Below are 22,359 nucleotides of genomic sequence, written 5' to 3'. Positions count from 1 at the left end.
TTGCCGAAGCGGTCGCCGACGCTGAGAACCATCTCGGGGATGGTCCTGAAGGTCATACCTTGAGGAGCCTCGCGAGATTGCCGCCCATGACCAGCTTCTGATCCTCGAGGGGCAGGTGCTGGATGTGGTCGATGTACGTGGTCGGCTCGGCCAGACCCTCAGGGTGCGGGTAGTCGGAACCGAACAGCACGCGCTCGGCGCCGATGAGGGCCGTCAGCTTGCTGAAGTCTTCTTCCCAGAAGGGGCTGACGTGGATGCTGCGCTTGATCGCTGCGACCGGATCCTGCATGCCGAAGCCCTCGGGTGCCTTCTTGTAGACGTCCCTGAGGGTTTCCAGTACGTGCGGGAGCCAGGACGCGCCGTTCTCGATGACCGCGATTCGCAGTTCCGGGAAACGGAAGAGCGCGCCGTGGCACACCCAGGACGCGACCGCATCCTGGATCGGACGCCATTCGCTGACCATGCGGAACGCGTTCGTGACGAACGGGAGCATTTCGGCGCCGGTGCCGTCCCATTCCTGGTTGTAGCGGGCGTAGCCGCTGTCCGAGGAGTGCTGGGTGACGAGGACGTCGAGTTCGACGACGCGCTTCCAGAACGGGTCGAACTCGGGCAGGGCGAACGAGCGGGGGCCGCGGAAGCCGGGGACCGGAGCCGGCCGGACCAGGATGGCCTTCGCGCCGCGCTCGACGCACCATTCGAGCTCTTCGATGGCCTTGTCGACGATCGGCAGGCTGATGACCGGGACGGTGTAGATGCGATCCTTGTAGTTGAATCCCCAGGTCTCGTACAGCCACTGGTTCAGCGAGTGCACGACGGCGTGGATCAGGTCCGGATCGTCACGCATGCGCTCCTCGACGAGGCTGGCGAGCGTCGGGAACATCAGGGTGCGCTCGATCTGGAGCTCGTCCATCAGTTCCAGTCGTGCGGCCGGATCGCGGAACGCCGGGATCGACTTCATCGACTTGCCGAAGATTTCCCGCTTGCTCTTGCCTTCGGGGTTGCCGTTCTTGAAGTAGTCCTCCATCGCGCCCGGTCGCGCGACCACCTCGAAGGTGGGGTTGGGGATGTAGTCGCTGATCTGACCGCGGATCGCGATCTTCGTGCGGCCCTCGACCTGCACGTACTTGATCGCGTCCTTGTACTTGGCCGGGAGGAACTTGGTCAGGGCCTCCTCGGTCTCGTACAGGTGGTTGTCAGCGTCGAACAACTGGTACGGCAGCTCTTTCGGTGCCATGAAATCCTCACTTTCTTTGTATGAGAATACTATTCTCATTTTCTGAGTGTGGCAATGCCTCGACCTATGGGGTCGTAATGCCCTGTCGGACGAGGTACTTCTGAACCTTCCCGCTCGCGGTGCGCGGAAAGTCGTCCACCCGGTGCACCTGCTCGGGCCACTTCTGTGTGGCCATGCCGGATCGATCGAAGTGATCGCGGATCTCATCCATCGTCGGCAGCGTGGCGCCCTCCCGCAGGCGCAGGACGGCGGCGGCCCGCTCACCGAGTCGGTCGTCGGGTACCGCGACCACCGCGGCTTCTGCAACGCCGGGCATCGTGAGCAGCACTTCCTCGACCTCGAGCGCCGCGATGTTCTCGCCACCGCGAATGATCATGTCGGACTTGCGATCCGTGATTGTCAGATAGCCGTCGTCGTCGAGCACGCCGATGTCGCCGGTGTGGTACCAGCCGTCGTCGTCGAACGCTGCCGCGGTGATCTCGGGGTCGGTGTAGCCGATACACAGGTCCGGTCCGCGGCTGAGGATCTCGCCGTCCTCGGCCAATCGGATCTCGACGCCCGGCGCGGGTGCGCCGTCGGTGAACAGACGCTTGTCCTCGGGCGCGGTCGAGAGCGAACTCGTGATCGACGGGTGCTCGGTGCTGCCGTACGCGCGGAAGACGCAGATGCCCATCTTCGCGAGTCGCGTGGTCACGGTGGCAGGGACGGACGATCCGCCGAGACCCGCGTACCTCATGAACGGTAGGTGGTCGTCGCCGAAATCGGGATGCTCGATCAGGCTCGTGACGAAGTAGGTCGCGCCGCCGCCGACGGTGAGCCCGTCGGACTTCATCAGAGCCAGCGCCTGCCCCGGGTCCCAGACGTCGGCGAGATTGATCGGTGAACCGTCGAGGACGGGGATGAGGAAAGCATTGACCATGCCGATGAAGTGACCGACCGGTGCGGCGGTGAGCTGCTTGCCGCGGTCGGCGGGGTAGCGCGCGGAGAGTTGGCGCGTTTCGCAGCCGAGTGTGCGGTGACTGTGCACCACCCCCTTCGGGGCGCGTGTGGTGCCGGATGTGAACGCGATCAGCGCGGCTCCGTCCGGGTTCGCCGCGGCGACACCGGCCATCGGCTCGTGGCTCAGGAGGTCGTCGAAATCGCGACCCACGACGCCGACGATCGGGACGTGTGCGGACAGGTCGGGCTGGAATTCGTTTCGCCCGAATCGTTCCGCCGTGACGAATACCTTCGGCTGTGTCTGCCCGAGGATGTAGCCGACTTCCTTGCGTCCGTAGAAGTGGACGATCGGGACCACGGTTGCGCCGAGAAAGGACGACGCCCAGAAGGCGGCGGCGGCTTCCATCCAGTTGGGCAACTGGAAGGCGATCACGTCACCGGGGCCGACGCCGCGCGCCCGGAGTCCGCCGGCGAGTCGTCGCGCGACCGTTTCGACGTCCCGCAGTGTCCCCGACCACGGCCGTACGGCCGAATGCACCCGGAACTCGACGTCGGGTGCGGCGGCGAGGCCTCGGCCGAGCATGTCTCCGAGTGTGTCGTCCGTCCACCAACCCTCCTGTTCGTAGCGGGTGACCAGTTCGGAGGGGATATGCCGCATGCGAGAGCTCCAATGCCCGGGACTGCGCGTCGCCGGGCCTGCTCGAACCCGACGGGCGCCTGTGAGATCGATTATTCCGCTTATGAGGATGATATTCTCCAAAAATCAGAATGCCAATATCAAGTGGAGTGCAGCGCATGGTCGATCTCGAGTTGGAACAGGGCCTGGCAGTCATCACCATCGACCGCCCGGAGGCGCGCAATGCGATTGCGCCGGAGACGATGGAGCAACTGGACAAGGCTCTCGACGAGGCGGAAGGCGCGAAGGCTCTGGTGATCCGCGGCGGCGGCGACCGCGCGTTCGTCTCGGGTGGCGACCTCAAGGAGTTGAGCAAGCTCCGCACCGTGGCGCAAGCGGCCGATATGGCGCGACAGATGCGGACGGTGTGCGATCGCATCGAGGCGTTCCCGGCTCCGGTCGTCGCTGCGCTGGGCGGCCACGCGCTCGGTGGTGGCGCCGAGGTCGCGGTGGCCGCGGACATCAGGATCGCCGCCGCCGATATCAGGATCGGCTTCAATCAGGTTTCGCTCGCGATCATGCCCGCATGGGGCGGTGCCGAGCGACTGTCCGCATTGGTCGGCCGCGGGCGGGCGCTGATGCTGGCCGGGTCCGGGGTCGTGCTCGACGCAGGCGAGGCCGAGCGGTTCGGTCTCCTGGATCGGGTACTGCCGCGTACAGAGTTCGAGGAGGGCTGGCGTTCGCTGGCGCGAGCACTCGCCAACGATCCGGCAGGAGAGATCAAGCGCGTTCTGGCGGGGGTGCCCGCAGAGGAGGCGATCGCGGCGTTCGCGCATCTGTGGGTGAAGGACGAACACTGGGACGCCGCGGACAAGGTCCTCAATCGGGGCAAGTGAGCGACCGCCCGACGGTTTCGGGACGAAAGTCGCACAAGAGGCGTCACATAGTTATGACTTCAATCACTTCTCGGTCGAGCCTGGAGTTGCTCCTGTGACTGACGGCGCGTGAATGTAGCCGACGGGACGGCAAACTCCCGGCGAAACGGTCATATGTTCCCGGCCGTGTCAAGTGCGGCACGCCAAAATTGGCAAACTCGTTGTAGCCTGTGACGAAACCGTGATCTGTTCGTTATCAGATCAGTGTTCGACGCAAGGAATGTGGTTTTGCTCTTCAACCCGAACAACGACCAATCCCGCCCCGGCCGTTCCCGGAAAAACCGCCTAGCCGGAGGCCTGCTGGCAGTTCCGCTCACCGTCGGCGCCCTCCTCGGCGCCGGAACGGTCGCTGCCCACGCGACACCCGACGCCGCCGCTGCGAATGCGCCGGGATGGAACCCGACCGCCGCAGCCGCGCACACCACGGCGCCACAGGTACTCGCGGTACCCCGCACCGACCTGTCCGTCTATGCCGAACAACTCGGACTGGCCGCGCAGCGTGAAGCAGAGCGAATCGCCCAGGCGGTGGAGGCCGAACGTCGTGCCCGTGAGGCGGCGGAACTCCACGCTCGTGAGGAGGCCGAACGTCTCGCTCGTGAGGAAGCGGCGCGGCGCCCGGCGGTCGTGTTCCCGGCCGACGGCATCTTCACCTCCGGCTTCGGGGCGCGCTGGGGAACCAACCACAACGGCATCGACATCGCCAACGCGATCGGAACCCCGATCCGGGCCGTCACCAACGGAACCGTGATCGAGAGCGGACCCGCGTCCGGATTCGGACTGTGGGTGCGAATCCAGCAGGACGACGGCACCATCGGCGTCTACGGTCACGTGGACCAGTCGCTCGTCGCGGCCGGTCAGGCGGTCCGTGCCGGCGACCAGATCGCCACCATGGGCAACCGCGGTCAATCCACCGGTCCGCACCTGCACTACGAGGTATGGCAGGCCGGCGGCGCCAAGATCGACCCCGCGCCGTGGCTTGCCTCCCGCGGAATCCCCATCCCCGGAACGCATCTCGACTGAGTGGCCCGCCGTGATGGGCGCCCCGCGTGACGTTCGGTCGCGCGGGGCACCGTCATCTCACCAGATCTTCACGCGTGCTTCCGGTTCCAAGAACAGTTCATCTCCCGGATTCACGTCGAATGCCTCGTAGAAGGCGTCGATGTTCCGTACCACGCCGTTGCATCGGAATTCCGGTGGCGAGTGCGGATCGACAGCGAGCCGTCGGGTCGCCTCCTCGTTGCGAACCTTGGTGCGCCACACCTGTGCCCACCCGAAGAACGCCCGCTGCAGGCCGGTCAGTTCGTCGATCACCGCCGCCGGGGCCCCGTCCAGCGCGATCTCATATGCTTTCAGCGCGATCGACAGGCCGCCGAGGTCGCCGATGTTCTCGCCGATCGTGAAGCTCCCATTGACTCGTTGTCCGGGAAGATCCTTCGGTTCGAACTCGTCGTACTGTGCGATCAGTGCAGCGGTCCGCTTGCCGAATTCCTCGCGATCCGAATCGGTCCACCAGTTCTCGAGATTCCCGTCGCCGTCGTACTTTGCGCCCTGATCGTCGAAACCGTGGCCGATCTCGTGGCCGATGACGGCTCCGATCCCGCCGTAGTTGGCGGCATCGTCGGCATACAGATCGAAGAAGGGCGGCTGCAGGATCGCGGCCGGGAACACGATTTCGTTCATGCCCGGGTTGTAGTACGCATTGACGGTCTGCGGTGTCATGAACCATTCGTCGCGGTCCACCGGGCCGCCGAGCTTCGCGAGATCCCGGTCGTACTCGGCGGCATATCCGCTGCGGTAGTTCCCGACGACATCGCCTGCGTCGACGGTGACGGCCGAGTAGTCGCGCCAGGAGTCCGGGTAGCCGATCTTCGGCGTGAACTTGCCGAGTTTGCGCAATGCCGCGGTGCGGGTCTCGGGGCTCATCCATTCGAGATCGGTGATGCTGCGCCGATACGCTTCTTGCAGATTCTCGACGAGCACCTGCATGCGTGCCTTCGCCTCGGCCGGGAAATGCCTTTCGACGTACAGTTTTCCGACGGACTCGCCGAGCAGGTCCTGGACGAGTGAGACACCGCGCTTCCAGCGTTCACGGATTTCCTGTGCGCCGGTCATGGTGCGACCGGAGAATGCGAAGTTCTCGTCCACGAACGCGTCCGTGAGGTACGGGGCCCGAGCCCGCAGGACCCGCCAGATCGCCCATGATTTCCAGTCGTCGAGCGACTCCTCGGTCCATACCTGGGTGAACACGTCCAGAAAGCTCGGCTGCCGGACCACGATCTCGGCCCACTGCCCCGGCGTCGACCCGAGGCCGGCGATCCAGCCGGACCAGTCGAATCCGGCGTGGTCGGTGAGCAGTGCGTCGAGCGTGGTCAGGTTGTACGACAGGTCTGCGTCGCGGCGCTTGACGACGTCCCAGTGCCCGGCTGCGAGTTTCGTTTCCAGGGCGAGCACCCGCTGCGGGTCGCGGTCCAGACCGGCGAGGGCGAACATGCGGCCGATGTGGGCGACGTATTCGTCGCGGATCTCGGCGTAGCGATCCTCGCGGTAGTACGACTCGTCGGGCAGTCCGATGCCGGACTGGGAGACGTGCATGAGGTAGCGCTCGGAGTTTTTCGAATCGGTGTCGACGTAGTGCCCGATCGCGCCACCGACCCCGACTCGCTGCAATTGCCCGAGGACGGCGGCCAGCGCGCCCCGGTCCGCCGCTGCGGCGATCGCATCGAGTTCACCGGAGACCGGAGCGAGCCCGGCCGACTCGATCCGATCGGTGTCCATGAAGCTGGTGAACAGGTCGCCGATCTTGCGGGCATCGCTGCCGGCGGGCGCGTCGGCGTCGGCCGACTCCTCGATGATTGTGCGCACGTCGACCTCGGCCTTGTCGGCGAGTGTGCGGAACGCACCGTCGAGCGCCCGGTCCGCCGGGATCTCGTGCGTCGCCAGCCAGCGGCCGTTGACGTGCTCGAACAGGTCGTCCTGGGCGCGGGCGTCCTCGTCGACGTGACTGAGGTCGATGCCGGAGCGCCGTGTCCCGCTGTGGCGTGGCCCGGCGTGTTGTGGTCCGGAATGGTGCGCGGTGGTCATGCGATCCATCCTTACACCGAATCCGAGACCGGCGCAGACAGTGCTGTGCCGGCGCGCAGTGGCCGGGGGAGGTTGCACACCGGTCGTACCATCGTGGACGAGCTATCGAAAATGAGCAGAATCGGGAGTACACGCACATGTCAGCGGAGCAGGCACCGTCGACGGAAATGATCGTCGATCCTCGATTCCTGCAGGTCGCCGATCGATTCTTCCGGATGTTCCGCACCCGAGCGCAAGGCGGCGGGGCACTGGCGGCGTATCTGCACGGTGAGCCGGTCCTCGACATCTGGGCCGGGTGGGCCACCCGGGACCGCAGGTGGGCACCCGACACGGTCGCCCTGTCCTTCTCGACCGGTAAGGGTGTGGCGAGCACCGTGCTGCATCGCCTCGCCGAACGTGGCCTCGTGAAATACGACGATCCGGTCGCCGCGTACTGGCCGGAGTTCGGCGCCGCCGGCAAAGAGACGATTACCGTCCGCGAACTCATGTCGCATCGCGCCGGACTGCACCGGATCCGCGGTCTGATGCCCGGCCCGATGGACCTGCTGGACTCGGCGGCCGTCGCATCCGCGCTTGCCGCCGCCGAACCCGATCCGCGTCGGTTGTCCGGACCCGGATATCACGCGGTCACCTACGGCAACCTCGTCTCGGAGATCGCGTGTCGTGTGACGAACCGGACCTTTCCGGAATTGGTCGAGCGGGAAATCGCGCTACCGCTCGGGTTGCGTGAGTTCTGGTACCAGGTTCCGCAAAGCGAAAGGCGTCGTCTGGCGCCGGTATTCCCCAAAGTGAATCCGCTGCCCTCGTCGTGGAGCACCACCGCGCGCGTGTTGTCACGGATGCCGGGAATCAGGGGGATCGCCGAAGCAGGGATGGCGGAAGGGTTCGACGAGTTGATGCGCAGCCCCAGCGCACACGACGTGGTGATGCCCGGCTGGAACGGGGTGTTCAGCGCGCGGGCACTCGCCCGCATGTACGGCGCGCTCGCCAACGGTGGTGCGCTCGAAGGGGTTCGGCTGCTGAAGGAAGACACGCTCGAGCAGATCCTCGAGGTGCAGACCCGTCGACGCGACTACGTGCTGGGGATTCGGCCGAACTGGCGGCTCGGCTATCACCCGGGCTGGGTCGGTTTGCGGGAACAGCCGTTACGGTCGATCGGGCACTACGGTTTCGGTGGGTCGGGTGCGTTCGCCGATCCGGAGACAGGATTGTCGCTCGCGTTCGTGACGAATCGGCTCGGGAGCACGCTGACGACGACGATCTCCGATGCGCGTTTCCCGCGTCTCGGTGGCGACTCGGTGGCCATCGCGCGGCGCGCCATGTGACGGTGCGGCGCGCCATGTGACGGTGCGGCGCGCCATGTGACGGCGCGGCGCGCCATGTGACGGCGCGGCGCGTCAGGTGGCCGTGTGCCGGATCAGGCGTCGATGCCGAGGTTGACGGCAGCGAGAACGAGATGCGTTCGGTGCGAGACGGTCATGGTTCCGGACTCGTCGAAGATGCTGTCCGAGTCGTTGCGCGTTTCGCGCCCGGTGTGGTCGGTGTAGGGACCGACGGTGGAGAAGATCTCGTCGTTGAGACCGTCGTCGAAGTACAACTGGGTAGTGAGCACGGTGGCTTTGTCGATGTGCACCTTGACGTGGATGTGCACGGTGCGTCCCACATACCAGCCGGGGAAGATCGTCGTGAAGTAGGCGATGCCGTTCGTGTCGGTCACCTGGGCGCCGCGTAGATAGGTGCCGTCGTCCGTGGTGGTGGCTTCTCGGTCGCCGGCGCTGTACGAGCCGTCCGACGTCTCGCCGGAGCCGGTCATGCCGTCGGGTGGGGTCATGCCGTCGGGTGGGGTCATGCCGGGTCCACCCGGTGGTGGTGTGCCGCCGGGGCCGCCCGGTCCCATTCCGCCGCCTCCGCCCTGGTTGGCGGCGAGCGACCCGGATTCGAAGCCCGAGTACACGCCACCGGCATCGCAGTGCCAGATCTCGACGACCGCGTTCGTGACCGCACCGGCGGAGCCGTCGACGCCGCAGTTCGCGAGATCCTGCACGCGGAGCGCCAACTGCAGTTCCAGCCCGGGACGGTCTTCGCGGATGTCGCGGCGGATCGAGTCGACGTCGAACCAGTACGGCCCTTGCGTTTCCTCCGTGGTCATCACGCAGTTCGGTGCTTCGTCGAGAAGCGATCGCAACTGTTCCTCGATGGTGCCCGATGCCGCTGCGGTCGCGTCGGTCGTCGCGGAGCCGGCAGCTGATGTCGTAGTGCTGCTGCCACCACTGTCGGTGCCGCAGGCGGCGGCAAGCAGGCCGCCAAGGCTGATGGTTCCGCCGAGTGCCAGCGCCCGGCGCCGGCTCACCCGAATACGGCTGAGCTCCACGTCTTTGTTCACGGTGTCCTCCCGGTGTCGCAATGTGACTTCATCGTGGCGGATCGGGCTGGACATTCGCGGTGAGAATGCTGGGAGGTTCCTGACAACTGTGGTGCGTCAGCTGAACAGTTGAGCGTTGGCGTGGGCCCGGAAGAACACGGTGCCGTCGTCTCCGACGAGCCGTGCTTCGATGGTGGCCATCCTGCGCCCCGCACGGATCACTTCGGCGTGGGCGTGTACGTCGGGTCCCGGTGCGTCGGGGGAGCGTAGGTAGTCGATTCCCAGGTTGAGGATCCGATACTGCCCGCCGATTTCGGTGAGCGTCTGTGTTGCGAGGCCGGCGATCGTGTCGGCGATGGACACGAGCACACCGCCCTGGATCGAACCGAACGGGTTGGCAGTCCATTCTCCCGGGGAGATCAGGCCGTGGACGAGTCCGCGTTCGGTGCGCTGCAGACGCAGCCCCAGCAGGGCCGCCAACGGCCCCCGAGAAACCGTGCCTGCGACGATTCCCTCGACGATGTCGAGTCCGGAATGTCCGGCGAGTGACTCCGGGTCGTCCCACTGCTCGGGTTCAGGGATATTTTTCGCCACTGCCGCAGGCAGGACATCGGGGTTGTCGGAGCGGGCGCGTCCGACGGACACGGCCCGGCCGACGACATGGGCGAGAAGATTCCCGGAAGTGTCGACGATCTGCGCGTCGGCCAGTGCGGTCTCGTCGTCCGTGTGCAGTGCCCGGCCTGAACCGGCGATCACGCCTCCGGACGGAAACGGGTTCGCACTCGACACGCTCAGTTGGGCGAGCACGGTCGCGACCGGTCCGCCCGCATGCGAGCGCAACGCGTCGGCGGCCGGGACCCCGACCACGACGTCGGCAAGAACACCCACGGACCCGATGGTGGTGACTCCGCGATGGTCGAACAGGTGCGGGCCGAGGGGTTGTTCGATCCGGATCGAGTCGGGCGACGACGTGTCTCGGGTGATGCCGAGGGCTGCTGCTGGACGGTCGAAGGTGGTGCGGATGCTACTGGTCACTCGTTCTCTCTACCATGCGCGTCTCGCCACGCGCGTGCTGTGACCGACCGGGTGGTCCGGTGCGATCGCTACCGCCCGATTGTCGTGTGCATCTCCCAGACCAGCACTTCGGCTCCGGTGGTGGTGCTCAGGCGTTGTCCGCCGGAGTTCGTCAACCGCACGGCGTCGCCTTCGGTGAGCGGGCCGACACCCTCGAGGTCCATACTGCCTTCGGCGATGAATATGTGCAGGTAGGGCGCCTCGGGTAGGGTGACCGTCCGGTCCGGCTGCACCCGCGCGACGGACAGGCCCGCGTGCTTGTTGTGGATGCGGATCGCTGCGTGATCGCGGTCCTTGGCCATCCCGGAGGCCACGGGCACGAGGCCGCCGCGCATCAGTTCGTCATCGATTTCGAGCTGCTCGTAGCCAGGGGTGATGCCGGCCTCGTCCGGCGCCACCCACATCTGGACGAACCGCACCGGATTCGCGTGTTCGGTCGCGTGCGTGCCGGTGATGTCGCTGAGGCGCCACGAGTCGTTCTTCTCCGAATGCAGGATCCCGGTGCCTGCGCTCATCCGCTGGGCCAGTCCGGGGTAGATGACACCGGAGTGGCCGATCGAATCCTGATGCACGAGGCTGCCGCGCAGCACCCACGTCACGATTTCCATGTCGCGGTGCGGATGGGTGTCGAAACCTTTTCCGGGCGTGACGATGTCGTCGTTGTTGACGAGCAGGAGCCCGTGGTGGGTGTTGTCCGGATCGTAGTGGTGGCCGAACGAGAAGGAATGCTTCGAATCGAGCCAGTCGATCGTCGTCTTCATCCGATCGTCGGCGCGTCGTACATCGATCAGGGGCGTCCGGGTCATGGCGTTCCTTCCGGGTCGTGCGTGCGAGGGGCGGCGTAGTGGAGGCGCGGTCAGAGTTGCTCGTGTCCGGCGGGAACCGATCCGAGGCGGCCGGCCTGGTAGTCCTCGAATGCCTGGATGATCTCGGCCTTGGTGTTCATGACGAACGGGCCGTACATCGCGACCGGTTCGCGGATCGGTCGGCCGCCCAGCAGGAATACTTCCAGTGATTCGGTGCGCGAGTCCTGCGTGGCAGCGGCGGTCAGGGTGACGGAATTGCCTTTCGGTCCGAACACGATGGTCCGGCCGGCGCTGATCGGGGCCTGCTCGGTGCCTGCGGTGCCGTCTCCGGCGAGGACGTAGGCGAGTGCGTTGTGCTCGGGGTTCCACGGCAGTGTCACCGACGCGCCGGGTGCGATCGTCAGGTGGGCGAGCGCGATCGGGGTGTGGCTGACGCCGGGGCCGCGCACACCGCCGATCTCGCCGGCGACGACTCGGATCAGTGTGCCGCCGTCGGGGGACGACGCGAGCGCGATGTTGCCGCGGGCGATGTCCTGGTAGCGGGGTTGGGCCATCTTGTTGTCGCGCGGCAGGTTCACCCACAGTTGCACACCGTGGAACAGTCCGCCGCTGACGACTACGTGTTCCGGTGGTGCTTCGATGTGCAGGATGCCGGCGCCTGCGGTCATCCACTGGGTGTCGCCGCCGGTGATCGTGCCGCCGCCGCCGTTCGAGTCCGTGTGTTCGAGGATGCCGTCGATCATGTAGGTCACGGTCTCGAATCCGCGGTGCGGATGCCAGGGAGTTCCTTTCGGTTCACCCGGTGCGTAGTGCACCTCGCCCATCTGGTCCATGTGGATGAAGGGGTCGAGGAAGCGTTGGTCGATGCCGGCGAACGCGCGGCGAACGGGGAAGCCTTCGCCCTCGTAGCCGATCGGGGCGGTTCGCACGCCGATCACCGGGCGGGTGGGTGCTCCGGGTTCCGGGGCGTCGATCCGGGGCAGGGTCCAGATGTTGTCGACGGTCACCGCAGGCATCGCGGCCTCCTCCCAAGTAGTTGATTATGCAACTACTCTAACCCGTGGTGGCTGCGGAATGTTCCCGGCCCGGCGCGCGATGAGTTTCTGCCCGCCCGCGAGTCGAACCATGTGACCGCACCGATCGGCCCGCGCCGTGGGCCACGACCAATGGGAGCGCCACATGTCCCGCATGCTCTTCGCCAACCTGTCCGTCAAGGACGTTGCCGCAACCCGCGGCTACTTCGGCAACCTCGGCTTCACGTTCAACGAGATGTTCTGCGACGCGACCACCGCGTGCATGGAGATCAACGAGCAGACCTACATCATGTTTCTCGAGGAACCGCGGTTCCGGGACTTCATCAACGACGACATCTGCGACACCGGTCAGGCCCGCGAGGTGCTGCTCGCCTTCTCCGGGGACAGTCGCGCCGATGTCGACCGCATCGTCGACGCGGCGATCGCCGCGGGTGGGAAGGACTGGATCACGCCGGGGTCGGCCGAGATGCAGTCCGAATTCATGTACGGACGTGCGTTTCGCGATCTCGACAACCACGTGTGGGAGGTGACGTGGATGGACGTCGAGGCCGCGGCGGCGGCGATGGGTTCGCAGACCGAGGACGCCACCTCCTGAGCCGAACGCGATGCGCTGCGGGAACGGGTTCGTCGAGTGCCGGCGAACCCGTTCTCGTATCGGCCGGGCGTCGCCGGTTCGTAGAACCTCGGCCGGTCGTTCAGTCTCGGCCCGGCGGGGTCGGGGGGAGCCCGAACCGCTCGAACAGATCCACGTCGAAGAACGCGGTGACATGCACGACGACGCCGTCGACGATGTCGAGCACCTGCATCTGGAACGGGTGGTGCTGCCCGTCCTCGCCCCGCATGTACAGCCCGAGTGCGGGTTGCCCGTTCGCGATCGTCGGAATCAGAATCTGGTCGCCGGGGCCCTTCGCCGGGCAGTGGCGCCGGATCAGCGTGCCGATGTTCTCGGCACCGCGATACCAGCCGACGAACGGCGGCATTTCCCAGACGGCCTGCTCGGTGAGCATCCGGACGATCGCGTCGATGTCGTAGTTCTCGAACCCGTCCACCCACCGCTGGACGAGGGCACGAGTCTCGGCGCTGTCCGGTTCGGTGAGATTGTCGCGTGTGACGTCGGCGTCGTGGAGTTGTGCGCGGGCGCGCTGCAAAAGGCTGTTGACCGCCGCGGTCGTCGTTCCGAGGGCGACGGCGACCTCGGATGCCCGCCACTGCAACACGTCCCGCAACAGCAGTACCGCCCGTTGCCGAGCCGACAGATGCTGCAGCGCCGCAACGAATGCCAGCCGGATCGAATCACGTGAGCTGACGATCACGGCGGGATCGGACGGGTTGTCGGAGCAATCGGTGGCGGTGCCCGGCATCGGCTCGAGCCACGGGACTTCCGGACGCTGGACCAGATCCGCTGCCGGATCTGTGCTCGGCGCACCGAGCCCGGTCGGCAGGGGACGCCGGGAACGGCCCTCGAGGGCGGTGAGGCAGACGTTGGTCGCGATGCGGTGCAACCATGTCCGCAGTGATGCGCGTTCGCCGAAATTTTCGTAGCCGCGCCACGCGCGCAGATAGGTTTCCTGCACGAGGTCCTCGGCGTCGTGGATCGACCCGGTCATCCGATAGCAGTGTGCGAGCAGTTCGCGCCGATACGGATCGGCGCGGCTCATGAAGTCTGCCTCGCCGGCCCCGTCCACCGAATCCGGAAAGCCCTGTACTACGTCGAGCGCCTGTTCGGTCATGGCCCTGCCCACCTCGATCGACACGAATGTTCCTCGGCTACGCGAACGAGGGTAGTCCGCGATCCCGACACAGTCGGTGATCACGGTGGAAGCAGCCACTCGAAGTATCTGTGTACGCCGGGTACCGTCCGACACTGCGCCGGACGACGGAGACGCCGGCACCGCATCCGAGGAGGGGTTCGTTGCACGATGCAGCGGAGCTGGGATCCGAGTCGCGTGCCGTCGGTCCCTACGCGGGCGGACCACCGCCCGACGCCGTGCACGTCGACCTGCCGCGACTCGACCGGTTCGGCCCGACCGAACTGGGCCGGGCGCTCGTCGTCGCCGTCGTCATGGTGATCAACGTGCTGTTGAAGGTGCTGGCATGGCCGCTGCGCCCGGACCGCCGCAGCATTGTCGATGCGGCAGCCGAGGGCGTCGTCGACGCGTTCGAAATCCTCGGACCGACCTTCGTGAAGCTCGGGCAGCTCATCGCGTCGTCGTCGGGACTGTTCCCGCGGCCACTCGCCGACGCGTGCCTTCGCTGCCTCGACGACGTTCCACCGGTGCCGGCCGCGCAGGCAAGGGCGGTGCTCGAGGCGGATCTCGGGCATTGCGTCGACGAGTTGTTCGCGCAGTTCGACGACACCCCGCTCGCCGCGGCGTCGGTCGCGCAGGTGCACGCGTGCACCTTGCACGACGGGCGACGTGCGGTGGTGAAGATTCAGCGGCCCGATATTCGGCATCGGATGCTCGTCGATCTGCGGGCCGCGTACGCGGGAGCACGGCTGTTGCAGGTGTTCGAGTTCTTCCGGATCGCGAACGCGCCGGGAATCATCCGGGACCTGTTCGCGGCGACGATGACCGAACTGAACAGTGCCGTCGAGGCGGACCGTCAGTCGCGCTTCCGAGACCGGATCGGCGCGTTCGGCGACAACGACGGCGTCACCACACCGGAGGTGTACTGGGACTATTGCGGTCCCCGGGTCATCTGCATGGAACGGTTGTACGGGATCCCGATGGACCGGGTCACCACCGATCCGGACAGTGGCATCGACACGCGGCTGCTGATTCGGCGCGGCGTCAAGGTGTGGATCGAATCGGTGGTGCTGCACGGTCCGTTCCACGGTGATGTCCACGCCGGGAACCTGTGGCTTCTCGACGACGGCCGATTGGCGTTGCTGGATTTCGGGATCGTCGGCGAACTGCCCGAGCAGTGGCGGGCGATCTTGCGGGATCTGTTCCACGCCACGGCCGTCGACGGCGACTTCGGTCGGGTTGCCCGCGGGATCCGCGCGCTCGGATACGGCACCGGGAGCGATGCGGACGACGCGACGCTGGGCATGGAGGTCGCCGACGCGCTTGCGCCGCTGCTCGGCCGGGAACTCGGCGAGCTGCGGCTGAGCGACCTGATCATGGCGCTGATCCGGCTCGGTAAGCGCTGGGGTGTTGCGAGCCCGGAGGAGATGGTGCTGTTCGGCAAGCAGCTCGGCTACTTCGAGCGCTATGCGCGGGCGCTGGCGCCGGGCTGGGTGCTCGGTCAGGACCTGTACCTGTTCCGCAACATCTTCCCCGAAGACGTTGCGATCGGCGCCGCCGAATCGGGAATTTGCCTGCCCGACTGATCGGAATCTGCCTGGCTTCTTTACAGCGCGCCCTCGATCCCATATTTTAACGATCGTTCGACACAGTTTCTACGGGAGGAACCTCCACGCGATGAACACCGACACGGATGTCGTACTCAGCACTCGCAGCGGCAACGTCACGACCTGGACGATCAACCTTCCCGATCAGCGCAACCCCATCTCCGGCGACGATGTTGTCGAACGCCTCGTCGAACTCGTCGACGAGGCGAACGGCGACATCGAGACACGGGTCGTGATCCTCACCGGTGCCGGTAGCGCATTCTCCGCAGGCGGCAACGTCAAAGACATGGCCGACCGCACCGGCATGTTCGCCGGTTCGCCGCACGCGCTGCGCGACGGCTACCGGCGCGGCATTCAGCGTCTCCCGAAGGCCATCTACCACTGCGAGGTCCCGATCATCGCCGCCGTCAACGGCCCGGCCGTCGGTGCCGGCTGCGACCTGGCGATGATGTGCGACATGCGGATCGCGTCGACCACCGCGTTCTTCGCCGAGAGCTTCGTCAAGCTCGGCATCATCCCCGGCGACGGCGGCGCGTGGTTGCTGCCCCGCGCGATCGGCGCGGCGCGGGCCGCGGAGATGGCGTTCACCGGCGATCGCGTCGATGCGGCCACCGCCCTCGACTGGGGCATGGTTTCGCAGGTCGTCGAACCGGAAAACCTTCTCGCCACCGCACGCGAACTCGCCGAGCGGGTCGCCGTAAACCCACCGAACGCCCTGCGGATGACCAAGAAACTACTGCGCGAGGGTCAGCGTGTCGACCTCGACACGTTGCTCGAGCTCTCCGCGTCGCTGCAGGCACTGTCACATCACAGCGCCGATCACCGCGAAGCACTGTCCGCCTTCCTCGAACGCCGCACCGGGAAGTTCACCGGCGAATGACCTGACGGCGTCCCACACCTTCGAACAGGACCCGCACATGAAGCGCACAATTCTCACCGAAGAGCACGAGCAGTTCCGGAAGATGGTGCGTGACTTCATCGAACGCGAAGTCGCACCACATCGTGAGGCATGGGACGATGCCGGTCACCCGCCGCGCGAATTCTTCCAGCGCCTCGGCGAACTCGGCATCCTCGGCATCCAAGTCCCCGACGAGTTCGGTGGCGGGGGCGAATCCAGCTTCGTCTACAACGCCATCGTGTTCGAGGAGGTCGCCCGGGCCGGAGTGTCCTTCGGCGGCTACACCGTTCACACGTGCCTGATCCTGCCGTACCTGATGGAATACGCCACCGAGGAACAGAAGAAGCGGTGGCTGCCAAGATTCTCGGACGGCTCGATGATGACCGCGATCGCGATGACCGAACCCGGTACCGGATCCGATCTCGCGAACATCGCGACCACCGCGACACTGTCCGAGGACGGCAGCCACTACATCGTCAACGGCGCCAAGACGTTCATCACCGGTGGCGCGACCGCCGATCTCGTTCTGACCGTGTGCCGCACCACGCCGTTCGACCCCGAAAACCGGCGCGGTGGACTGTCGATCATCGCGGTTCCCACTGCGACGGAAGGATTCTCGGTCGGTCGCAAGTTGAAGAAGCTCGGCCTGCACCAACAGGACACCGCGGAACTCTCCTACAGTGATGTCGCCGTGCCCGCCCGGAACCTGCTCGGCGAAGAAGGCAAGGGTTTCTCCTATCTGACCCACAACCTGCCGCAGGAACGCCTGAGTATCGCCTTGAACCAGGTCGGATTCGCCGAAGCCGCGATCGCGCACGCAATCGCCTACACCACGGACCGGAAGGTGTTCGGCAAACCCGTCGCCGAATTCCAGAACACGAAGTTCGTGCTCGCCGAATGCTCCGCCGAGACCCAGATGGCCCGCGTCTACGTCGATCACTGTCTGGAACTCCTCGACCGCAAGGAATTGACGGTCGCCGACGCGGCCCGCGCGAAGCTGATGTGCACCGAGGTCGCCGGGCGCGTCGTCGACAAATGCCTCCAATTGCACGGCGGCTACGGGTACATCACCGAATACCCCATTGCCCGCCTCTACGCGGACACGCGGGTGACCCGGATCTACGGCGGCACCAGCGAGGTCATGAAGACGATCATCTCGAAGGATCTGGGGCTGTAGGCATGTACCCGACCGCTGTCGGCGGGGATCGACGATGACGCTGTCGCCGCGGCAACGGCTGTTCGTCGAGATCGGACGGAAGGAATTCGTCCGTAACGGATACGGTTCGTCGTCGATTCGCACCATCGCCCAGGAGGCGGGGGTGAGCTTGTCCGCGCTGTACTACCACTACAAGAACAAACAGGATCTGCTGTTCGCGATCCTCGTCGACGGCGTGGAAATCTATGACTCACTGTGGGAGCGAGCGCTGTCCGCTGCCGGTGCCGATCCCGTCGATCAGTTGCGCGCATTCGTCCGTGCGAATGTCGAATTCCGCACGCAGTACCCCGAGCAGGGCCGGATGATCGCCACCGAAGTCCGCAATCTCGAGCCCCGCGAAGCGGAACGTTACGAGGAACGAAGAAACGTGGGTCGCCGTCGCATTCGGACGATCATCGACGACGGCATCGCGTCGGGCGCCTTCACGACGAAGTACCCGGACGACTGCCGCAAGTCGATTCTCGCGATGACGGCGGCGATCGCGAACTGGTACGACCCGAACGGACCCGACACCGCCGACGAAATCGGCGAACGGTACGCGGAGATGGCATTGAACTTGTTGTGTCCCGGTGACATACCCGGACCGACGACGATCAGGGGAAGAGGGATGTGAGTACGAAACTGGTACCGCAGGCCGATCCACCGGATCCGGCGCTCGCGCGGTTGCGGGCAGAGGTGCGGCAGTTCCTCCACGACCAGATCGAGTCAGGGGTGTTCACCCCGGGGATCGACACGTGGCTGACGCAATGGAACCTCGACTTCACCCGGTCGCTCGCCGCGAATGGCTGGATCGGCATGACGATCCCCGTCGAATACGGTGGGCACGGACGCACGTTCATGGAGCGGTTCGTGGTCACCGAGGAACTGCTCGCCGTCGGTGCCCCTGTCGCGGCGCAGTGGATCGCGGACCGGCAGGCCGCGCCGTCGCTGCTGAAATACGGCACGGAAGCGCAGAAGCACCGGTTCCTGCCAGGCATCGCCGCGGGGGAGATCTGCTGGGCGATCGGCATGTCCGAACCCGACTCCGGTTCCGACCTCGCGAGCGTCAAGACCCGCGCGAGGCAGGTGGATGGGGGCTGGCGCATCGACGGCACGAAACTGTGGACATCGGGCGCCCACCACGCCGACGCGTTCTTCGGACTGGCGCGGTCGGCACCACTGGATCCGGCACATCGGCACGACGGGCTCAGCCAGTTCATCGTGCTGCTCGATTCGCCCGGCGTGACGATCCGGCCCGTCCTGTCGATGTCCGGTGAACACCACTTCAACGAGGTGTTGCTCGACGACGTGTTCGTACCGGACGATCTGGTGCTCGGCACCGTCGGCTCCGGGTGGGAGCAGGTCACCAGCGAACTCGGATTCGAGCGCAGTGGACCGGAACGGTTCCTGTCCACCTTCGGGTTGCTCGACGAACTGGTGCGCGGCGCGGGCGACGGCAGCGTCGACCAGGACCCACGGATCGGAGCGGTGATCGGCCGGATCGCCGGGCTGCGACGAATGTCGCGTGCCGTCTCGGAATCACTGCAACGCGGGGACGATGCGGCCCTGTCGGCGTCCGTCGTGAAAGTGCTCGGGACCGGACTCGAAGGGGACATCGCCGACCTCGCCGACGAACTCGTCGGTTACAGCGCCGGCAGTGACCGACTCGGCGCGCTGGTCCGAGCGGGTGTGATGCAGCGGCCCGGATTTACGCTGCGGGGCGGTACGAGCGAAATCCTCCGCGGGGTCATCGCACGAGGATTGGGATTGCGATGACGGGATTGGAGTTGCGATGACACAGTCTGCAGAACTACACGACTTCGAGCGGATGCTCGCCGAGGTGCTCACCGCAGGCGACGATCACCGCATCGGGTCGGTCGTCGGCCTCGACCGTCCGCTGTGGAACACCCTCGCCGAACTCGGCTTGGCCAGGCTCACCGGCGACGAGGCCACCGGCGGCAGCGGCGCGGGCTGGACCGAAGCCGCTCTGCTGCTCACCGCGGTCGGCCGTGCCTGTGCTGCCGTCCCGGTCGCCGAACACGATCTGCTCGCCGGGTGGCTTCTGGAACAGGCCGACCTGCCCGTCGACGACACACTGCGCACCGCCACGGTCCTCGACGCCGGCGGGCACGCCCGGCACGTTCCGTGGGCGCGTGACGCGGAAGCCGTCGTCGTGCTGTGGCCGGGCACCGGCGGTTGGTTGGTGGCGGACCTGCCCTGCGACCGTATCGCACTGACCGAAGCGGTCGATCTTGCCGCCGAACCTCGCGACCACGTGCACGTCGACGTGTCCGCACTGTCCGGTGCCCCGGTGTCCGAGGCGGTCGCCGGACAGTTCCGGTACCGCGGTGCGCTGGCCAGAACGCTGATGGCGGCCGGGGCGATGGACCGCATCCTCGAGTTGGTCGTCGAACACACCACCACCCGCGTGCAGTTCGGCCGTACCCTCGGCCGGTTTCAGGCGGTGCAGGCGCTGGTATCGGACCTGGCGACCGAGTCGGCGCTCGCGCGAGCCGCCACCGATGCCGCCGTCGATGCCGTCGTCGAGCGCGGATTCGACGACGCGGCAACGCGATTCGAAGTCGCGGTCGCCGTATCGTGCACCGGTCACGCCGCCGGGAAGGTTGCGCGCAACGCACACCAGGTGCTCGGCGCGATCGGTTTCACGATGGAGCACGAACTGCACCGCCACACCAATCGGATCCTGTCGTGGCGCAGCGAGTTCGGTTCCCTCACCTCCTGGGACACCGAACTGCTCGAGACGGCGATCGTATCCGGTGAGGTGTGGTCGCTGCTCACCGCCGGATCGGCGTAGCGGACCATCGACGTCATGACCGATAGCAGCGCGAACGACGACAGGTCGCCGGACCTGCCCTTGGCGGGATTCACGGTGGTGAGTCTCGAACAGGCGGTTGCGGCGCCGCTCGCGACCCGGCACCTCGCCGACCTCGGTGCCCGGGTCATCAAGGTCGAGCGGGTGGGCGACGGCGATTTCGCTCGTGCCTACGACAGTGCCGTGCTGGGGCAGGCAGCACACTTCGTGTGGCTCAACCGGGGTAAGGAGTCCTTCGCCGTCGACCTGAAGTCCGACGACGGGATCGCAGCGGTGGCATCCCTGATCCGCGGTGCCGATGTGTTCGTACAGAACCTGGCGCCCGGCGCCGTCGAACGGCTCGGGCTCGGCGCCGATGCGTTGCGCGCCGACCATCGCGCCCTGGTCGTGGTCAACATGTCCGGCTACGGCACCGACGGGCCGATGCGCGACCGGAAAGCGTACGACCTGCTGGTGCAGTCGGAGACCGGGTTGTGTTCGATCACCGGCACACCCGAGACTGCCGTCAAGACCGGCATTCCCACCGCGGACATCGCTGCCGGGATGTATGCGCTGACGTCGATCCAGGCGGCGCTGCTGCGTCGGCGTCGCACCGGGGTCGGCGCGACGATCGACGTGTCGATGTTCGACGCAACGGCCGAATGGCTCGGCTACCCGATGTATCTGCAGATGTATCAAGACCGGCAGGTTCCGCGAATGGGATTGGCGCACACATCGATAGCGCCTTACGACAAGTACCCGACCGTCGACGGCGAGATCCTGATCGGTGTCCAGAACGATCGTGGCTGGCGTGCCCTGACCGCCGGGGTGCTGGGACTTCCGGAACTGGCCGACGACCCGCGCTACGCGACCAATGTCGAACGGGTCCGCCGCCGCGACGAAGTGGACGCACTCGTCGCGGCGGCGACGGCGCGGTTCACGAGCGACGTGATCGACGAGAAACTCGCCGCCGCAGGGATACCCGCCGCCCGGTTGCGTGACCTACGCGGGCTCTTGGGGCATCCGCAGCTCACCGCCCGCGACCGGTGGCGGGAGGTGCGCACCCCGGCCGGTCCGATCAGCGCGATCCGTCCGCCGATGAACTTCCGGGATATCGAACTCCCGATGGGGGCGGTACCCGCGCTCGGTGAGCAGACCGATGCGGTGCTGGCCGAACTCGGCCTGACCGACGAGCAGGTCGCCGGCCTACGGGCCGCCGGTATCGTCGGCTAGGCAATGCACCGCCGATCTCCCGGACACACGGGTGATCGGAGCACCGGTGCGGGGACCGTCGGGCGGGAGGATTCTCGTGGGTGAGATCGGAGCCGGTGACGGGGACGCCGTCGACGCGCACGGGGCTCCCGACCGGAGAACGGTCCTCGGCAAGGTCATGATCGTGCTCCACGCATTCACGATCGACGACCACGGTGTGAGTCTGGCCGAACTCGCCCGCCGCACCGACTTGCCGAAGGCGTCGCTGCACCGGATCGCCACCGATCTCGTCGGTGTCCGGCTGCTCGAACGCACCCCGGCGGGATATCGGCTCGGCGGTCAGCTCTTCGAGCTGGGTATGCGTGCGTCGGTGGAGCGCAGTCTCGTCGAGGTCGCCATTCCGTTCATGGAAGACCTGTACGAACGAACCCACGAAACGGTGCATTTCGGAATCCGCGACGGCATGGAAGTCATCTACCTGACCAAGATCGGCGGTCATCGGCAAGCCGCCGCGCCGTCGCGGGTGGGCGGTCGAATGCCACTGTACTGCACGGCAATCGGACGTTCTCTGCTTGCCTGGGCGGAACCCGAGGTGGTGAACCGGGTGCTGACCGGGCCACTGCCTCGGCGCACCCCGCGCACCGTATCGACACCGGGCATGCTGCGGCAGCAACTCGACCGGGTGATCGCCGAAGGAGTGTCCTTCGAGTACGAGGAGTCGGCGCCGGGCATCGTGTGCGTCGGCGCACCGATCTTCGAATCGGAAGGTCGCGTGGTCGCGGGGATCAGTGTGACCGGCCCCGCGC

The 22,359-nt window shown here is 66.4% G+C and carries 20 protein-coding genes; 12 read left to right on the top strand and 8 right to left on the bottom strand.

The genetic code is table 11. The features are described 5' to 3' along the window. Positions 1-52 precede the first annotated feature (52 nt). Together WAX14_RS16085 and WAX14_RS16080 are read right to left on the bottom strand one after the other, a co-directional pair. The gene (locus WAX14_RS16085; protein ID WP_422629054.1) at positions 53-1,234 is read right to left on the bottom strand and encodes an amidohydrolase family protein; all 1,182 of its coding nucleotides are present in this window, start codon (positions 1,232-1,234) and stop codon (positions 53-55) included. A 64-nt stretch (positions 1,235-1,298) separates the two neighbouring features. After that, positions 1,299-2,831: an AMP-binding protein gene (locus tag WAX14_RS16080; protein ID WP_422629053.1), complete on the bottom strand. Its 1,533-nt coding sequence runs from the start codon at positions 2,829-2,831 to the stop codon at positions 1,299-1,301. Between the two features lie 137 nt (positions 2,832-2,968). On the opposite strand from WAX14_RS16080, the gene WAX14_RS16075 reads away from it, so the two are divergent. Both WAX14_RS16075 and WAX14_RS16070 read left to right on the top strand, forming a co-directional pair. Then, on the top strand, positions 2,969-3,685 hold the full coding sequence (locus WAX14_RS16075) for an enoyl-CoA hydratase/isomerase family protein (RefSeq protein WP_422629052.1): 717 nt from the start codon (positions 2,969-2,971) through the stop codon (positions 3,683-3,685). A gap of 336 nt (positions 3,686-4,021) precedes the next feature. Beyond that, entirely contained in the window at positions 4,022-4,744 is a 723-nt protein-coding gene (locus WAX14_RS16070) for a M23 family metallopeptidase (protein ID WP_422629056.1), read from the top strand. A gap of 57 nt (positions 4,745-4,801) precedes the next feature. Here WAX14_RS16070 and WAX14_RS16065 read toward each other — a convergent pair whose 3' ends face one another. Continuing rightward, entirely contained in the window at positions 4,802-6,805 is a 2,004-nt protein-coding gene (locus WAX14_RS16065) for a M13 family metallopeptidase (RefSeq protein WP_422629051.1), read from the bottom strand. Between the two features lie 137 nt (positions 6,806-6,942). Here WAX14_RS16065 and WAX14_RS16060 point away from each other — a divergent pair, with 137 nt between their 5' ends. Further along, positions 6,943-8,130, top strand: a complete 1,188-nt coding sequence (locus tag WAX14_RS16060; protein WP_422629050.1) for a serine hydrolase domain-containing protein — start codon at positions 6,943-6,945, stop codon at positions 8,128-8,130. A gap of 92 nt (positions 8,131-8,222) precedes the next feature. Here WAX14_RS16060 and WAX14_RS16055 read toward each other — a convergent pair whose 3' ends face one another. The 4 genes from WAX14_RS16055 to WAX14_RS16040 form a co-directional block, all read right to left on the bottom strand. Next, positions 8,223-9,188: an intradiol ring-cleavage dioxygenase gene (locus tag WAX14_RS16055; RefSeq protein WP_422629049.1), complete on the bottom strand. Its 966-nt coding sequence runs from the start codon at positions 9,186-9,188 to the stop codon at positions 8,223-8,225. 96 nt (positions 9,189-9,284) lie between these two features. Next, the gene (locus WAX14_RS16050) at positions 9,285-10,202 is read right to left on the bottom strand and encodes a hotdog fold thioesterase (RefSeq protein ID WP_422629048.1); all 918 of its coding nucleotides are present in this window, start codon (positions 10,200-10,202) and stop codon (positions 9,285-9,287) included. A gap of 68 nt (positions 10,203-10,270) precedes the next feature. Next, positions 10,271-11,047, bottom strand: a complete 777-nt coding sequence (locus tag WAX14_RS16045) for a pirin family protein (RefSeq protein ID WP_422629047.1) — start codon at positions 11,045-11,047, stop codon at positions 10,271-10,273. 50 nt (positions 11,048-11,097) lie between these two features. Then, positions 11,098-12,063, bottom strand: a complete 966-nt coding sequence (locus tag WAX14_RS16040; protein ID WP_422629046.1) for a pirin family protein — start codon at positions 12,061-12,063, stop codon at positions 11,098-11,100. 163 nt (positions 12,064-12,226) lie between these two features. Between WAX14_RS16040 and WAX14_RS16035 the strand changes: the two genes are divergently transcribed. Continuing rightward, positions 12,227-12,676 carry a VOC family protein gene (locus WAX14_RS16035; RefSeq protein WP_422629045.1) on the top strand — a complete coding sequence of 150 codons (450 nt, stop codon included), beginning with the start codon at positions 12,227-12,229 and terminating at the stop codon, positions 12,674-12,676. Between the two features lie 100 nt (positions 12,677-12,776). Here the strand turns inward: WAX14_RS16035 and WAX14_RS16030 are convergent, their stop codons facing one another. After that, a complete protein-coding gene (locus tag WAX14_RS16030; protein ID WP_422629044.1) occupies positions 12,777-13,811 on the bottom strand; it encodes a sigma-70 family RNA polymerase sigma factor in 1,035 nt (344 codons plus the stop codon). A 182-nt stretch (positions 13,812-13,993) separates the two neighbouring features. Between WAX14_RS16030 and WAX14_RS16025 the strand changes: the two genes are divergently transcribed. From WAX14_RS16025 to WAX14_RS15990, 8 genes are all read left to right on the top strand, one after another. After that, the gene (locus WAX14_RS16025) at positions 13,994-15,415 is read left to right on the top strand and encodes an ABC1 kinase family protein (protein WP_422629043.1); all 1,422 of its coding nucleotides are present in this window, start codon (positions 13,994-13,996) and stop codon (positions 15,413-15,415) included. Between the two features lie 91 nt (positions 15,416-15,506). Continuing rightward, complete coding sequence (locus WAX14_RS16020) at positions 15,507-16,316, top strand: crotonase/enoyl-CoA hydratase family protein (protein WP_422629042.1); 810 nt, start codon at positions 15,507-15,509, stop codon at positions 16,314-16,316. A 37-nt stretch (positions 16,317-16,353) separates the two neighbouring features. After that, the gene (locus tag WAX14_RS16015) at positions 16,354-17,511 is read left to right on the top strand and encodes an acyl-CoA dehydrogenase family protein (RefSeq protein ID WP_422629041.1); all 1,158 of its coding nucleotides are present in this window, start codon (positions 16,354-16,356) and stop codon (positions 17,509-17,511) included. Between the two features lie 34 nt (positions 17,512-17,545). Then, positions 17,546-18,163 carry a TetR/AcrR family transcriptional regulator gene (locus WAX14_RS16010; RefSeq protein WP_422629040.1) on the top strand — a complete coding sequence of 206 codons (618 nt, stop codon included), beginning with the start codon at positions 17,546-17,548 and terminating at the stop codon, positions 18,161-18,163. Further along, positions 18,160-19,305: an acyl-CoA dehydrogenase family protein gene (locus tag WAX14_RS16005; RefSeq protein ID WP_422629039.1), complete on the top strand. Its 1,146-nt coding sequence runs from the start codon at positions 18,160-18,162 to the stop codon at positions 19,303-19,305. Before WAX14_RS16010 ends, WAX14_RS16005 begins: the two co-directional genes overlap by 4 nt. Positions 19,306-19,321: 16 nt before the next feature. Then, the gene (locus WAX14_RS16000) at positions 19,322-20,344 is read left to right on the top strand and encodes an acyl-CoA dehydrogenase family protein (RefSeq protein WP_422629038.1); all 1,023 of its coding nucleotides are present in this window, start codon (positions 19,322-19,324) and stop codon (positions 20,342-20,344) included. 15 nt (positions 20,345-20,359) lie between these two features. Continuing rightward, complete coding sequence (locus tag WAX14_RS15995; protein WP_422629037.1) at positions 20,360-21,574, top strand: CaiB/BaiF CoA transferase family protein; 1,215 nt, start codon at positions 20,360-20,362, stop codon at positions 21,572-21,574. A 157-nt stretch (positions 21,575-21,731) separates the two neighbouring features. Continuing rightward, the coding region (locus WAX14_RS15990; RefSeq protein WP_422629055.1) for an IclR family transcriptional regulator at positions 21,732-22,359 on the top strand (628 nt) is incomplete at its 3' end.

The organism is Rhodococcus sp. (in: high G+C Gram-positive bacteria) (assembly GCF_049299235.1).
GTDB lineage: Bacteria > Actinomycetota > Actinomycetes > Mycobacteriales > Mycobacteriaceae > Rhodococcus.
The sequence above is the reverse complement of the archived record's forward strand: the minus strand, read 5'-3'. Positions and strand labels throughout refer to the sequence as shown.